Annotated in this window: 16 protein-coding genes and 2 tRNA genes; 13 read left to right on the top strand and 5 right to left on the bottom strand. The window is 69.5% G+C overall.

From position 1 onward, the window contains the following. Positions 1-84: 84 nt before the first annotated feature. The 5 genes from BJ998_RS18135 to BJ998_RS18115 all read left to right on the top strand — a co-directional run bounded on the left by BJ998_RS18135 (position 85) and on the right by BJ998_RS18115 (position 2,628). Positions 85-402, top strand: a complete 318-nt coding sequence (locus BJ998_RS18135; protein WP_184863202.1) for a hypothetical protein — start codon at positions 85-87, stop codon at positions 400-402. Further along, complete coding sequence (locus BJ998_RS18130; protein ID WP_184863200.1) at positions 402-656, top strand: LPXTG cell wall anchor domain-containing protein; 255 nt, start codon at positions 402-404, stop codon at positions 654-656. The genes BJ998_RS18135 and BJ998_RS18130 overlap by 1 nt, the downstream gene beginning before the upstream one ends. A gap of 63 nt (positions 657-719) precedes the next feature. Next, complete coding sequence (locus BJ998_RS18125; protein WP_184863198.1) at positions 720-1,280, top strand: hypothetical protein; 561 nt, start codon at positions 720-722, stop codon at positions 1,278-1,280. Continuing rightward, positions 1,277-1,852 carry a class I SAM-dependent methyltransferase gene (locus BJ998_RS18120; protein WP_184863195.1) on the top strand — a complete coding sequence of 192 codons (576 nt, stop codon included), beginning with the start codon at positions 1,277-1,279 and terminating at the stop codon, positions 1,850-1,852. The genes BJ998_RS18125 and BJ998_RS18120 overlap by 4 nt, the downstream gene beginning before the upstream one ends. Before the next feature lie 89 nt (positions 1,853-1,941). Then, positions 1,942-2,628 (top strand): dienelactone hydrolase family protein, encoded by a 687-nt coding sequence (locus tag BJ998_RS18115; RefSeq protein WP_184863193.1) that lies wholly within the window; start codon positions 1,942-1,944, stop codon positions 2,626-2,628. Here the strand turns inward: BJ998_RS18115 and BJ998_RS18110 are convergent, their stop codons facing one another. Next, a complete protein-coding gene (locus BJ998_RS18110; RefSeq protein ID WP_184863191.1) occupies positions 2,629-3,273 on the bottom strand; it encodes a CoA transferase subunit B in 645 nt (214 codons plus the stop codon). It abuts the gene before it with no gap. After that, positions 3,273-4,025 (bottom strand): CoA transferase subunit A, encoded by a 753-nt coding sequence (locus BJ998_RS18105; protein ID WP_184863189.1) that lies wholly within the window; start codon positions 4,023-4,025, stop codon positions 3,273-3,275. Before BJ998_RS18105 ends, BJ998_RS18110 begins: the two co-directional genes overlap by 1 nt. 193 nt (positions 4,026-4,218) lie before the next feature. On the opposite strand from BJ998_RS18105, the gene BJ998_RS18100 reads away from it, so the two are divergent. From BJ998_RS18100 to BJ998_RS18090, 3 genes are all read left to right on the top strand, one after another. After that, positions 4,219-4,307: transfer RNA gene (locus BJ998_RS18100), tRNA-Ser, on the top strand. Between the two features lie 35 nt (positions 4,308-4,342). Next, positions 4,343-4,415 (top strand) — tRNA-Arg (locus BJ998_RS18095). A gap of 401 nt (positions 4,416-4,816) precedes the next feature. Then, entirely contained in the window at positions 4,817-5,281 is a 465-nt protein-coding gene (locus BJ998_RS18090) for a hypothetical protein (protein ID WP_221338049.1), read from the top strand. Here BJ998_RS18090 and BJ998_RS18085 read toward each other — a convergent pair. After that, a complete protein-coding gene (locus BJ998_RS18085) occupies positions 5,278-5,718 on the bottom strand; it encodes an Lrp/AsnC family transcriptional regulator (RefSeq protein ID WP_221338048.1) in 441 nt (146 codons plus the stop codon). The two genes, BJ998_RS18090 and BJ998_RS18085, sit on opposite strands and share 4 nt — an antisense overlap. Positions 5,719-5,817: 99 nt before the next feature. On the opposite strand from BJ998_RS18085, the gene BJ998_RS18080 reads away from it, so the two are divergent. Together BJ998_RS18080 and BJ998_RS18075 are read left to right on the top strand one after the other, a co-directional pair. Then, on the top strand, positions 5,818-6,207 hold the full coding sequence (locus BJ998_RS18080; RefSeq protein ID WP_184863185.1) for a rhodanese-like domain-containing protein: 390 nt from the start codon (positions 5,818-5,820) through the stop codon (positions 6,205-6,207). An 18-nt stretch (positions 6,208-6,225) separates the two neighbouring features. Then, positions 6,226-7,704, top strand: a complete 1,479-nt coding sequence (locus BJ998_RS18075) for an aromatic amino acid ammonia-lyase (protein WP_184863183.1) — start codon at positions 6,226-6,228, stop codon at positions 7,702-7,704. Here the strand turns inward: BJ998_RS18075 and BJ998_RS47560 are convergent. Beyond that, a complete protein-coding gene (locus tag BJ998_RS47560; RefSeq protein ID WP_312890182.1) occupies positions 7,685-8,371 on the bottom strand; it encodes a GntR family transcriptional regulator in 687 nt (228 codons plus the stop codon). The two genes, BJ998_RS18075 and BJ998_RS47560, sit on opposite strands and share 20 nt — an antisense overlap. Positions 8,372-8,546: 175 nt before the next feature. On the opposite strand from BJ998_RS47560, the gene BJ998_RS47555 reads away from it, so the two are divergent. The 3 genes from BJ998_RS47555 to BJ998_RS18060 are packed head-to-tail and all read left to right on the top strand — an operon-like array spanning position 8,547 to position 10,916. After that, positions 8,547-8,852 (top strand): hypothetical protein, encoded by a 306-nt coding sequence (locus tag BJ998_RS47555; RefSeq protein ID WP_246488616.1) that lies wholly within the window; start codon positions 8,547-8,549, stop codon positions 8,850-8,852. Between the two features lie 10 nt (positions 8,853-8,862). Next, a complete protein-coding gene (locus BJ998_RS18065; RefSeq protein WP_184863179.1) occupies positions 8,863-10,005 on the top strand; it encodes an NAD(P)/FAD-dependent oxidoreductase in 1,143 nt (380 codons plus the stop codon). Next, positions 10,005-10,916 (top strand): LysR family transcriptional regulator, encoded by a 912-nt coding sequence (locus BJ998_RS18060; protein ID WP_184863177.1) that lies wholly within the window; start codon positions 10,005-10,007, stop codon positions 10,914-10,916. Before BJ998_RS18065 ends, BJ998_RS18060 begins: the two co-directional genes overlap by 1 nt. On the opposite strand, the gene coaA is transcribed toward BJ998_RS18060, so the two are convergent. Then, entirely contained in the window at positions 10,913-11,839 is a 927-nt protein-coding gene (gene coaA / locus BJ998_RS18055; protein WP_184863175.1) for a type I pantothenate kinase, read from the bottom strand. The two genes, BJ998_RS18060 and coaA, sit on opposite strands and share 4 nt — an antisense overlap. Positions 11,840-11,937: the final 98 nt, after the last annotated feature.

Below are 11,937 nucleotides of genomic sequence, written 5' to 3'. Positions count from 1 at the left end.
CCCCTTCGCTTCTTCGCCTCAGTTGGGCTTCCAGAGGAAGCCGTTCACCCTGGCCGCAACGTCGTCCCGCATGGCCGCAGTCACGTGCTGGTCGGCGACGCCGCGCATGTCACCGTGACTCTGAAGAACAGTGGCGACCGCGCGCTGGGCGGTATCACGGTGATGTGCAACCGCATCGGCAACAGCAATGAGCTGAACGGCCGCACGGGCGGCTGGGGCGATCTTCAGTGGACCCGCCCCGGTGTGACCGTGCCCGCGCACGGCACGATCTCGCTCGACGTGACCGAAGTCGTGCCCGACGGGGCCCGTGGCTACGGCTATGTGGTGGTCCGCTGCGACTTCGGCCAGCTCAACGCCGGTTTCGACGAGGGTGCCCTCAGGGCGTCGGACCGTGGAAGCTGATGGACGGGCAGTCGCCGGTGTGGAACTTCACCGAGGGCGACCTCACCGGCCGTGACATCGCGGTCGAGCCGGGGCCGGACCAGCCCGACCCGTACGCGCCGACCACCGCCCCGACCACGCCGACGCCGCAGGCCTCGCCGAGGCTGGCCAACACCGGTGCCGCCGACGTTCAGGCCATGACCATCGCCGCGATCGCGGCACTGGTGCTGGGCGTCGGCCTGGTGCTGATGTCCCTGCGCCGTCGGACCAGCTGAACCAGGGCAACGCCAGGGTTCGACCCTGATGCTTCGAGCCTGCGCCCGGCGCAGGCTCGAAGCATGGTCAAGGTACGAGACATCGCGTTCGTCGCCGCGCCGGCGCTGCTCGGCGGCTACGGCGTGGTGCGGCTGCTCAGCGGGCACGGGCCCGGCATCGGCTGGACGGCGGGGCACCTGCTGTTCCTGGCCGGGCTCATGCTGTTCGTGCCGGTGATGCTGACGCTCGGCGACCGGCCCGGCCCGGCGCCGGTGGTCGCCGCGGTCGGGCTGCTCGGGGTGACCGCCTCCGTGGCCCAGGTGGTGATCGACATCGTCGCCGGTGTCGTCGCGAGTGACCGCGCCGGCATGAACGCGCTGTTCGAGCAGGTGCAATCCGTGCCCGGCCTGCTGCCCGGCGTCTACGTGATCGGGCCGGCGCTGTTCTACCTCTGCCTGATCACGCTCGCCGTGCTCAACTGGCGAGAACTGGGCTGGTGGAGTCCGGTGCTGCTGGCCGTCGGCACCGGCCTGACACTGTTCAGCCTCAACCTGATTCCGGTGGCCGCAGTTTGCTTCCTGTTCGCGATCGGTCCGTACGGTGTGCGCCGCACCGACCGACGACTGACGGGGGCCGCGCAGTGAGCGACGCCAAGCTCTTCTTCCAGGAGTTCATCCGCTCGCCGCTCACGACGGCGTCCGCGATTCCCAGCTCGAGAGCGCTGTCAGACCAGATGGTCGCGCCGATTCCCGAACAGGGCGAGCCGGTTGTCGTCGAACTCGGACCCGGCACCGGCGCGTTCACCGAGGTGATCCGATCCCGGCTGGACGGTCGCGGCCGGCACCTCGCCGTCGAGCTCAACCCGCGGCTGGCTGACGTGCTGGCCAAGCGTTTCCCCGACGTGGAAGTCATCGTCGCCGACGCCGAGCGGCTGCCGGAACTGTTGGCGGAGCGGGGAGTCTTCGCCGACGTGGTGATCAGTGGCCTGCCGTGGGCCGCATACCGAGGCAGGCTCACCGAGGCCGTCGCGGCCGCCATGCACCCCGCCGGCGTCTTCACGCAGTTCACCTACACCTGGACCCGGTGGGCCGGCCCGTCCAAGCGTCAGCTCGCCGGATTTCGGCGCTGCTTCGAGGAAGTCGTGCTCACCCGGACGATCTGGGGCAATGTGCCGCCCGCCCTGGTGCACGTGATGCGACGCCCCAGGCAGGTTTGAGAGCCGATCACAACGGGTACGCAACGCTCGCTGCGTCTGGGGGCCGGTCGCGTTGACTGGAGTTCACCCCGGCGTGATTGGGTGGTGAGATGACGGAAACCAGGACCGAAAACCTGCCGTTGACCGACGGACGCGAGCTGCGGGTGACAGTCGCGGAACCGGAGGGTGCAGCGCGGGGCGGTCTGGTGCTGCTGCACGAGGCCCGCGGGGTCACCGACACGGTCCGGCTGCTCGCCGGATCGCTGGCGGCCGAGGGCTGGCTCGTGGTGGCGCCGCACCTCTACCCGGACGCCGACGAACTGGCCGCTCAGGACGTGGACGGCCAGCTTTCCCAGCTGCCCGTCGAATCCGTGCTGGCGGACATCGACGTGGCCTGCGTATGGCTCGCCGAGCGGGGCATCACCCCCGACCGGACCGGCGTCATCGGCTTCGATCTGGGCGGCGCCGCCGCCCTGATCGTGGCGACCAGGCGCGCCATCGGCGCGGCGGTCAGCGTGTCCGGCCGCGGCATCCTCACGCCGCTGTCGGACGGATTGCCCTCGCTGGTCGAGGTCGCGCACGAACTGAGCTGCCCCTGGCTCGGCCTCTACGGCGAGCGGGACGAGCACGTCAGCGCCGAGGAGGTCGACAAGCTGCGGGACGCCGCCGCGTCGGCGCCCGTCGCCACCGACGTCGTCCGGGTGGCCCAGGGCAACCACCGCTTCGACACCGACCCGAAGGCCAGTGCCGAAGCGTGGCAGCGCACCCTCAACTGGTTCGACTCACACCTGCGGTGATCAGGCGACCCCGGCGGCCACCGAGATCTCCGGCTCGGTGGCCGACCGGACGTCGTCCACCGACACGCCCGGCGCCAGCTCAACGAGCCGCAGGCCGTCCGGCGTGACGTCCAGCACGGCCAGGTCCGTGATGATCCGCTGCACCACACCGCGACCGGTGAACGGCAGCGTGCACTCCTTGAGGATCTTCGGCGAGCCGTCCTTGGCGGTGTGCTCCATGATCACGATCACGCGGCGGGCCCCGTGCACCAGGTCCATCGCGCCGCCCATGCCCTTGATCAGCTTGCCGGGGATGGCCCAGTTGGCGAGGTCACCCGCGGCCGACACCTGCATCGCGCCCAGGATGGCCGTGTCGATGTGACCCCCGCGGATCATGCCGAACGACAGCGCCGAGTCGAAGAACGCCGCGCCCGGCAGTGTCGTCACCGTCTCCTTGCCCGCGTTGATCAGGTCCGGGTCCACCGCGTCGTCCGTCGGATACGGGCCCGTGCCCAGGATGCCGTTCTCGCTGTGCAGCACCACCGTCACACCCTCGGGCAGGTAGTTCGGCACCAGTGTCGGCAGGCCGATGCCCAGGTTCACGTACTGGCCGTCCTCGAGCTCCCGCGCGGCCCGGGCGGCGATCTCCTGCCTGCTCCACCCCATCACTGGGCCTCCCTCACGGTCCGGCGCTCGATCCGCTTCTCGTTGTCCGTCACCACAACCACGCGCTGCACGAAGATGCCCGGCAGGTGCACGTGCTCCGGGTCCAGCTCGCCCGGCTCCACCAGCTCCTCCACCTCGGCCACCGTCACCTTGCCCGCCATCGCGCACAGCGGGTTGAAGTTCATCGCCGACTTGTTGAAGACCAGGTTCCCGTGCCGGTCGCCCTTCGCCGCGCGGACCAGTGCGAAGTCCGTCGTGATCGCTTCTTCCAGCACGTAGTCGCGCCCGCCGAACGTGCGGGTCTCCTTCGGTGGCGATGCCACCGCCACCCCGCCGTCCGGGCCGTACCGCCAGGGCAGGCCGCCCTCCGCGATCTGCGTGCCGCCGCCCGCCGGCGTGAAGAATGCCGGGATGCCACAGCCGCCCGCTCGCAGGCGCTCCGCCAGCGTGCCCTGCGGGACCAGCTCCACCTCCAGCTCGCCGGACAGGTACTGGCGGGCGAATTCCTTGTTCTCGCCGACGTACGAGGAGGTCATCCGCGAGATCCGGCGGTCGTGGAGCAGGACACCGAGGCCCCAGTCGTCCACGCCGCAGTTGTTGGACACGACCTTCAGGTCGTCGACACCGAGATCGTGCACCGCCCTGATCAGATCGCTGGGAATCCCGCACAACCCGAATCCGCCGACGGCGAGGGTCGCCCCCGCCGGCAGATCACTGACCGCGTCCGCCGCGGACGGCCGAACCTTGTCCATTTTCACTCCCCGGCCACGTCGATGTGGACCCGTTCACGCTAGTGACCGCCCGCCACGGCCGTCCACCTCCGACCGGGGGTGGCTCCCGCCACACCCGGCAGGGCGAACCCGCAGGTCACACCCCATCTGACCCCCCGTTTTGGAGCCTGCGGGCCGAGTGTGTAGTCTTATCGACGGTAGCCGAGGGCTCCGGGGAGGCTTCGCCTAGTCTGGTCTATGGCGCCGCACTGCTAATGCGGTTTGGGTTCACCCCCATCCCGGGTTCAAATCCCGGAGCCTCCGCAACATCCTGCTAGGGTAGGATGACAACTGAACACGCGCCCGTAGCTCAACGGATAGAGCATCTGACTACGGATCAGAAGGTTAGGGGTTCGAATCCCTTCGGGCGCACGCGCAAGAGTGGGAGAGGCCTGTCGGCGGAAAACGTCGACAGGCCTCTTGCTTTGTGTTTTGTGGGGCTCTCGCCCCACACCCCAAGGCAGGGCGGGCTTCGCCCCCCTGCACCCCCTTCGGGCTCGGCTTCGCCGTCGCCCTCGGGTCGGGGTGGGTGCGTCGGGCGTAGTGGTTGCTCGCTTCGCGTCGCTCTTGGGGCGGGTGCTTGGCGTTGGCATGGTCGACGGCGGCGAGTTGCGGTTTGGGGAAGGGGCTAACGGAACGCGGCGAATGGCGGACTTGTCCGGGGGACGGCGAGTCTGGAGGGCCGCAAGGTGGATGAGAGCGAAGGCGCCGGTTCGAGCGAGCCGGTGCAGGAGCAAGGAGTCGTTGCCGTTGCACGGAAGCGGCGGCGGTGGGTGGCGCCGTTCGTGGGCGGCGTCGCCGTCGGAGCGCTGCTGTTGAGTGTGGTGTGGGGATTGAGCCAGCCGAAAGGGCCGGGGCCTGGAGTGCTGTTCCAGTCGGCGATCGGGTCGACGGCGGATGCCGAGAAATCGCCCACGACGTTCACGCTGGTCGGCACGTTCAGCCTCTATGGATCCTCGTCCAGCATCGGTGGCACATGCCATGGCAGCGGCGGGTACAGCGACATCGCGGACGGGGCATCAGTGACGGTCTACGACGCAGCGGGCAAGGTCGACGCGGTCGGTGCGATCACGAAGCCGCAAGGGCTGGATGGGCTCGGATGCACGTTCTCGATCGTGGTTTCCGCCGTGCCGAACGACGAGAAGTTCTACCAGATCGAGATCAGCCATCGGGGCAAGGTCACGGTGACGGCCGACGACGCCAAGGCCGGTCGGGTGTCACTGACGTTGGGCAACTAAGGCGTCAGGGGCCGGGACTTCAGCGGGCTCGAATAGACGATGGTGGTGGTGACGGGGCCGAGGGTGGAGATGCGGCCGGTGACCTCCTCCAAGTGGCGCATGGAGCGGGCGAGGACCTTGAGGACGAAGCAGTCCTCGCCGGTGACGTGGTGGGCCTCGGTGATCTCGGGCGTGGTGTCGATGAGGGCGTGGAAGGGCTTGTAGTTGTTGGTGGGATAGCGAAGGCGGACGAAGGCCATGATCGACAGGCCCAGGCGGTCGGGGTCGACAACGGCCGAGTAGCCGGTGATCACGCCGGACTCCTCGAGGCGGCGGACCCGTTCGGTGACGGCGCTGGGGGACATGGAGACGGCGCGAGCCAACTCGGCGTAGCTGGCGCGGCCGTCGGCCTGGAGTGCCTCCAGGATGCGCCAATCGGTGGAGTCCAGGGAATCCATGGTCACAAGGGGAGGATGCCATGGATTCCGTGACCAGAGTGCCGAAGTGGCGTGGAACTCGGGTTCAGAAAGGACGGGCGGGTTCATAGCGTTGGGGACATGAACTTCTTCGAGATGCGCCTGGCCTTCCAGACGGACGTGAGCGACGTGCGGAAGGCGCTGAGCAGCGGGGACCCGGGATTTGTGTTGGTGGACACGAGAAACGAGGAGGCGTGGGAGCAGGGGCGCATCCCGGGGGCGATCAGGCTCGAAGGGGCGCAGCTGGATCCGACGGTGCCGGTGGTGACGTACTGCTGGGGACCGGGGTGCAACGGGGCGACGAAGGCGGCGGCGCAGCTGAGCAACCGGGGGTTCCAGGTGCGGGAGATGATCGGCGGCATCGAGTACTGGATCAGGGAAGGCTTCCCGGTCCGTACGGACACCGGCGACGAGCTGGCCGAACCCGACCCGCTGACGGCGCCGGTTCGGGCACTGGACTGCGGTTGTTGAGGAGTTAACCTTCGGGACGTGGCAGTTGTGCTCGACGGCAAGTCGTTGACGTGTGCGGAGGTGATCGCGGTCGCCGTCCGCGGCGAACCGGTGAGCATCGACCCGACGGCCCGGGAATGGGTGCGGCGGGCGGCGGACCTGGCACAGGAGGTCACGGGCCGCCGTCCGGTCTACGGCCGCACGACGGGTGTGGGCGCCAACCGCATGGTCAGCGTGGAGGAACAGGAGGTCGCGGCGTTCGGCCGCCGCCTGCTGCGCAGCCACGCGGGCGGTACGGGACCGCTGATTCCGGAGACGGAGGCGCGGGCGATGATGGTCGTCCGCGCCAACCAGATCCTGGCGGGCCACTCTGGGGTGTCGGAGCACGTGCTCGACGCGCTGGCGCTGGCCCTCAACGCCGGCTGCTACCCGCAGGTGCACTCCATCGGCGCGATCGGCACGGGCGACCTGACGGCGTTGGCGGAACTGGCGCTGACGTTGCTCGGCGAGCAGCCGTGGATGGGCCCGCACCCGCTGCCGCCGATCGACTTCGCGACCTCGGACGCGTTGGCCTTCCTGTCCAGCAACGCCCTGACGATCGGCCAGTCGGTGCTGGCGCAGGGCCAACTGTCGGCGCTGTTGGACCAGACGTGCACGTCGGCGGCGTTGTCGCTGCTGGCGGTGGACGGCTCGCCGGAGCCGTTCGCGGAGGTGGTGCACCAGTCGCGGCCGCATCACGGCAGCCAGCTGGTGGCGCGACGCATCCGCGACCTGCTCGGCGAGATCACGCATACGCCGGCACGGGTGCAGGACCCGTTCGGCCTGCGGTGTTTCCCGCAGGTCCACGGCGAGGCGGTGGACGGCCTGGCGGCGCTGGAGCAGGTGCTCAGCGTGGAGATCAACGCCGGCGCGGAGAACCCGCTGGTGTCGGTGCTCGACGGCGACGTCTACCACCACGGCGGGTTCCACAGCATCACGTTGAGCCTCGCCCTGGACAAGGCGCGGCTGTCGGCGCTGCAGACGGCGCAGTTGTCGGTGAGCCGACTGGCGATGCTGTGCGAGCCGAACTACACGGGCCTGCGGCCGTTCGCGGCGGACGAGGCGAGCGGCAGCTCGGGTCTGATGGTGATCGAGTACACCGCTGCGGCCTCGCTGGCGAGTTTCCGGTCGATGGCGATGCCGGCGGTGCTCGGCCACGCCACGCTGTCGCGCGGCGTCGAGGAGCACGCCAGCTTCTCGGCCCAGTCGGCGCGGATGACCGGCGAGGTGGTGCCGCACTTCGTGATCGTGCTGGCGTGCGAGCTGATCGCGAGTGTCCGTGTGCTCCGGATGCGGCAGATGCACCCGAACAACAGCGCCGAACTGCGTGCCGCCTTCGACAACGCGGTGGGCATGCTGCCGACGGAGACCGAGGACCGGCCGCTGACCGTGGACCTGATGACGGCGAGCGCGCTGCTCACCGGCGAGCACGTCGAGATGCCGGATCAGCTCCGCCGCGTCACAGATAAGCCTGCGTGAGTTGCCGCTCGGCGTCGTCCAGGTACTCGGCGAGCATCTGCTCGGCCCGCTCCCGCCCCTCCTCGGCCAGCGCGACCAGGATCTCCCGGTTGCGCTTGATGTACGGCTCATGGAAGCGCTGCGGATCGCCCATCACGTGGAACACCAGCCGCAGCTCGGCGAGGATGCCGCGCATCATGTCGACGACCCGCGGGCTGCCGGCGAGCTCGCACAACGCCTGGTGGAACCGCAGGTTGTGGGTGCCGACCGCGACCCAATCGGCCCGCTCGGCCGCCTCGACGGCCTCGTCCACGACGCGGTGCACGCGGCGGAGGTCCTCGTCGGTGATCTCGGCGTAGCGCAGCGCGCCGCACTCGACGACCTTGCGCAGCCGGTACAGGTCGGCGACGTCGTCCCTGGTCAGGGTGCGGACGAAGACGCCGCGGTTCAGTTCGTGCACCAGCAGCCGCTCGTGGGTGAGCAGCCGGAACGCCTCGCGCAGCGTGTTGCGGGAGACACCGAGCGCCGAGCCGATCGCTTCCTCGGACAGCCGGGTGCCCGGCGGCAGGTCGCCGACGGTGATCCTGGTGCGCAGCACGTCTGCGACGCGTTCCGCGGTGCTCACGCGGTCCAGCTGGATGCGGTCGGCGGCGAGCAGCTCCACCGGTCCGCCGGTCGGATCGGCCACGGGACCCCTTTCGGCGATAACCGTTGAACAATATATTTTCACCGGTTCGAGCGGCCAAGCTTCACCCGAGCGTGTGACGGCCCCGATGCCACAGTGGGACCGGCCGGGCGAAGTAGGACGTGGGCGGCGGCGGGGATGGGCGCCCGCCCCGCTCACGACAACTACGGTTGGAGCCGTGAAGGAGCAACGCGCCGCGCACCTGTTCGCACTGTTGGTGCTCGTGGTGACGGCCGGGCCGGTGGTGTCGATCTGGCTGTCCGTGATCGCGGCGACCGCCCTGTTCCTGCCCCAGGTGCCGGCCAGTTTCACCGGCGGCGGGCTGCGCTCGATCAGCGTGCTCGTCCTCGCGTCGCTCGTCGTCTCGCAGCTCCTGGTGCCGGTGCTGCGGTGGGTGCCCGGTCGGCCGTACCCCCGCATCGGCGCTGCGCTGTGTGCGCTAATTGGGTTGTTTGCCGGCGTGCTCGCCGCGATCCTGGCTTAGCGTGAATCACATGACCGAGCGAGCCGAGGTGATCGTCGTCGGCGGTGGTGTGATGGGCCTGTCCGCGGCCTTCCACCTTGCCGAGGCAGGCGTCGACGTCCTCCTGGTGGAACGGGACGAACTCGGCTCCGGCAGCACCTGCCGGGCGGCCGGAGGGGTGCGCGCGCAGTTCTCCGACCCGGCCAACATCGAGTTGGCCCGGCGCTCGCTCGCGGCGTTCGAACGGTTCGGGCAGCGGCCCGGCGCCGAGATCGACCTGCGCCAGCACGGCTACCTGTTCCTGCTCGACGACGAGGCCGACGTGGCCGCGTTCGAGGCGGGTGTCCGGCTCCAGAACGAGCTCGGTGTGCCGAGTCGGATGCTGACCGTCCAGCAGGCGCTCGAGCTGTCGCCGCTGGTCGTCGGTGATGGGCTGCTCGCCGCGGCATTCTCGCCGACGGACGGTCACTGCACGCCCGAGGCCGTGGTGCAGGGCTATGCCCGCGGTGCCCGAGCGCTGGGCGCTCGGATCCGTCAGCATTGCGCGGTGACCGGGATCGAGGTCGCGAACGGCGTGATCACCGGCGTCCGGACGACAGAGGGACTTGTCGACACGTCAACTGTTGTCGTGACGGCCGGGGCGTGGTCGGCGGCGGTCGGCGAAATGGCCGGTGTGCCGCTGCCGGTGGTGCCGCTGCGGCGGCAGATCATCGTGACGTCCGACCTGCCCGATCTGCCCGCCGACCTGCCGATGACCATCGACTTCGGCACCTCGTTCTACTTCCACCCCGAGGGGCCGGGGCTGCTGGTCGGAATGTCCGATCCGAACCAGGAACCGGGCTTCCATCTCAGCACTGGTGACGAATGGCTGCCGGGCCTCGCGGAGGCCGTGCAACGGCGTGCGCCGTCGCTGGCCGACGTCGGTATCGCGCACCGGTGGGCCGGCCTGTACGAGATCAGCCCCGATCACAATGCCCTGATCGGCGAGTCCCGCGATGTCAGCAGGCTGTTGTACGCGACCGGATTCTCGGGACACGGGTTCCTGCAGGGGCCGGCGGTCGGCGAGGTGCTACGTGACCTCGTGCTCGGCGTGCCGCCCGTGGTCGACGTGACCGGGTTGTCCGTTGATCGCTTCGCGACCAGTTCGGATCGTCCCGAACTGAACTGCGTCTGATGCTGAACCCCATCCATCTGCGCACGCTGACCGAGGCGGTCCGGACCGGCTCGTTCGCCGAGACCGCGCGCCTGCTCGGCTACACGACTTCGGCGGTGTCGCAACAGATCGCGATGTTGGAACGGGCCGTCGGCGCCCAGCTGTTCGAGCGGTCGGCACGCAGCGTCCGGCCGACCGCCATCGCCGAGCGGATGGCTCTGCTGAGCCGAGATGCGCTCGCCGCACTGTCCGAACTGGAGCGTGAGGTGCGGGCGCTGACCCGTGGCGACGCCGGCACGCTGCGGCTGGCCAGTTTCGCCACCGCCAACGCGCGGATCATGGCTTCGACCCTCGCCGCCATTGTGGAACGGCGACCCGGCGCCGATGTGCTGCTGGACGAGGGCGAACCCGACGAGGTGCTCGCCGGCGTGCTGGATGGCGACCGGGACGTGGCCGTCGTGTTCGCCTACGACCTCGATCCTCGGACGTGGCCCCGGGAACTGATCGCCACGCCCCTGCTGTCCGAACCGCTCGTTCTCGTGACCGCGCCCGGGCATCGGCTGGCCACACGCGGCGACGCGTCCCTTGTGGAGGTCGCCGACGAGCGGTGGATCTGCACCCGCAGCGACACCGCCGGCTCGAAGTCCTTGGAACGGCTCTGCGCCACCGCCGGCTTCGTCCCGCGGATCACCTTGCGTAGCAACGACTACGGCGTCGTGTGCTCACTCGTGCGCCGTGGTCTCGGCGTCGCCGTCGTGCCCAAGCTGGCCGTCGGTATCGATGCCGGGCTCGGCGTGCTGCGCATTTCCGACGCCGAGGTCTTCCGGCGGATCCTCGCGCTGCACCGTCCCAGCAACACCAACCCGTTGCTGCCCATCGTGCTGGACGCCCTTCGGCTCCAGTGCCAGGCCATCGCCCAGCGTTGGGCCTAGAGCTTCTTCATCCGGACGCGACTGATGGAGTGGTCGGCTTCCTTGCGTAGCACCAGGGTCGCCCGGCCGCGGGTGGGGCGGATGTTGTTGACCAGGTTCGGCTCGTTGATCTCCTGCCAGATCTGGGTCGCCCGCGCCACGGCCTGCTCGTCGGTCAGCGACGCGAAGCGGTGGAAGTACGAAGCCGGATTGGCGAAGGCGGTGTCGCGCAACTTGAGGAAGCGGCTGACGTACCACTGCTGGATGCAGTCGGTGCGGGCGTCGACGTAGATCGAGAAGTCGAACAGGTCGGACACGGCGAGGCGGGCGCCGGGCTGGAGGACGTTGAGGCCCTCGACGATGAGGATGTCGGGCTGCCGCACCAGTTGCCGGGTTCCGGGCACGATGTCGTAACTGAGATGGGAGTAGACGGGCGCCTCGACCTCGGGGGCGCCGGCCTTGACGTCGGCGACGAAGCGGACGAGCGAGCGGCGGTCGTAACTCTCGGGGAAACCCTTGCGGGTCATCAGGCCCCGTCGCTCCAGCTCGGCATTGGGCAGCAGGAAGCCGTCGGTGGTGATGAGGTCGACGCGCGGATGGTCGCTCCACCGTGCGAGCAGCGCCTGCAGGATGCGGGCGGTGGTGGACTTGCCGACGGCGACGCTGCCGGCGACGCCGATGATGAACGGCACCTTCTCGGACGGCTCGCCGAGGAACGTGGTGGTGGCGGCGTGCAGCCGCTGCCGGGCGGCGACCTGGAGGTTGATCAGCCGCGACAGCGGCAGGTAGATGTCGGCGACCTCGTCGAGCGACACCCGGTCGCCGAGACCCTGCAGCCGGTGCAGCTCGTCGGAGGTGAGGCTCATCGGCGTCGCGGCTCGCAGCTCACGCCAGTGCTCGCGCCCCAGTTCCACGTACGGGGTCAGGTCCCGGGCTCGCGTCACGACCACAGTGTCCCCGCCGGTCCTGGTTTCGTTCACCCCTACGACACGTGATGTTGACGACGCCGAGCGGTTGACGGCTTGCCACGAACGGAGTAACG

The sequence above is a fragment of the Kutzneria kofuensis genome (assembly GCF_014203355.1).
Lineage (GTDB): Bacteria > Actinomycetota > Actinomycetes > Mycobacteriales > Pseudonocardiaceae > Kutzneria > Kutzneria kofuensis.
Note: the sequence above shows the minus strand (reverse complement) of the source record. Positions and strands in the feature narration are given on the sequence as shown.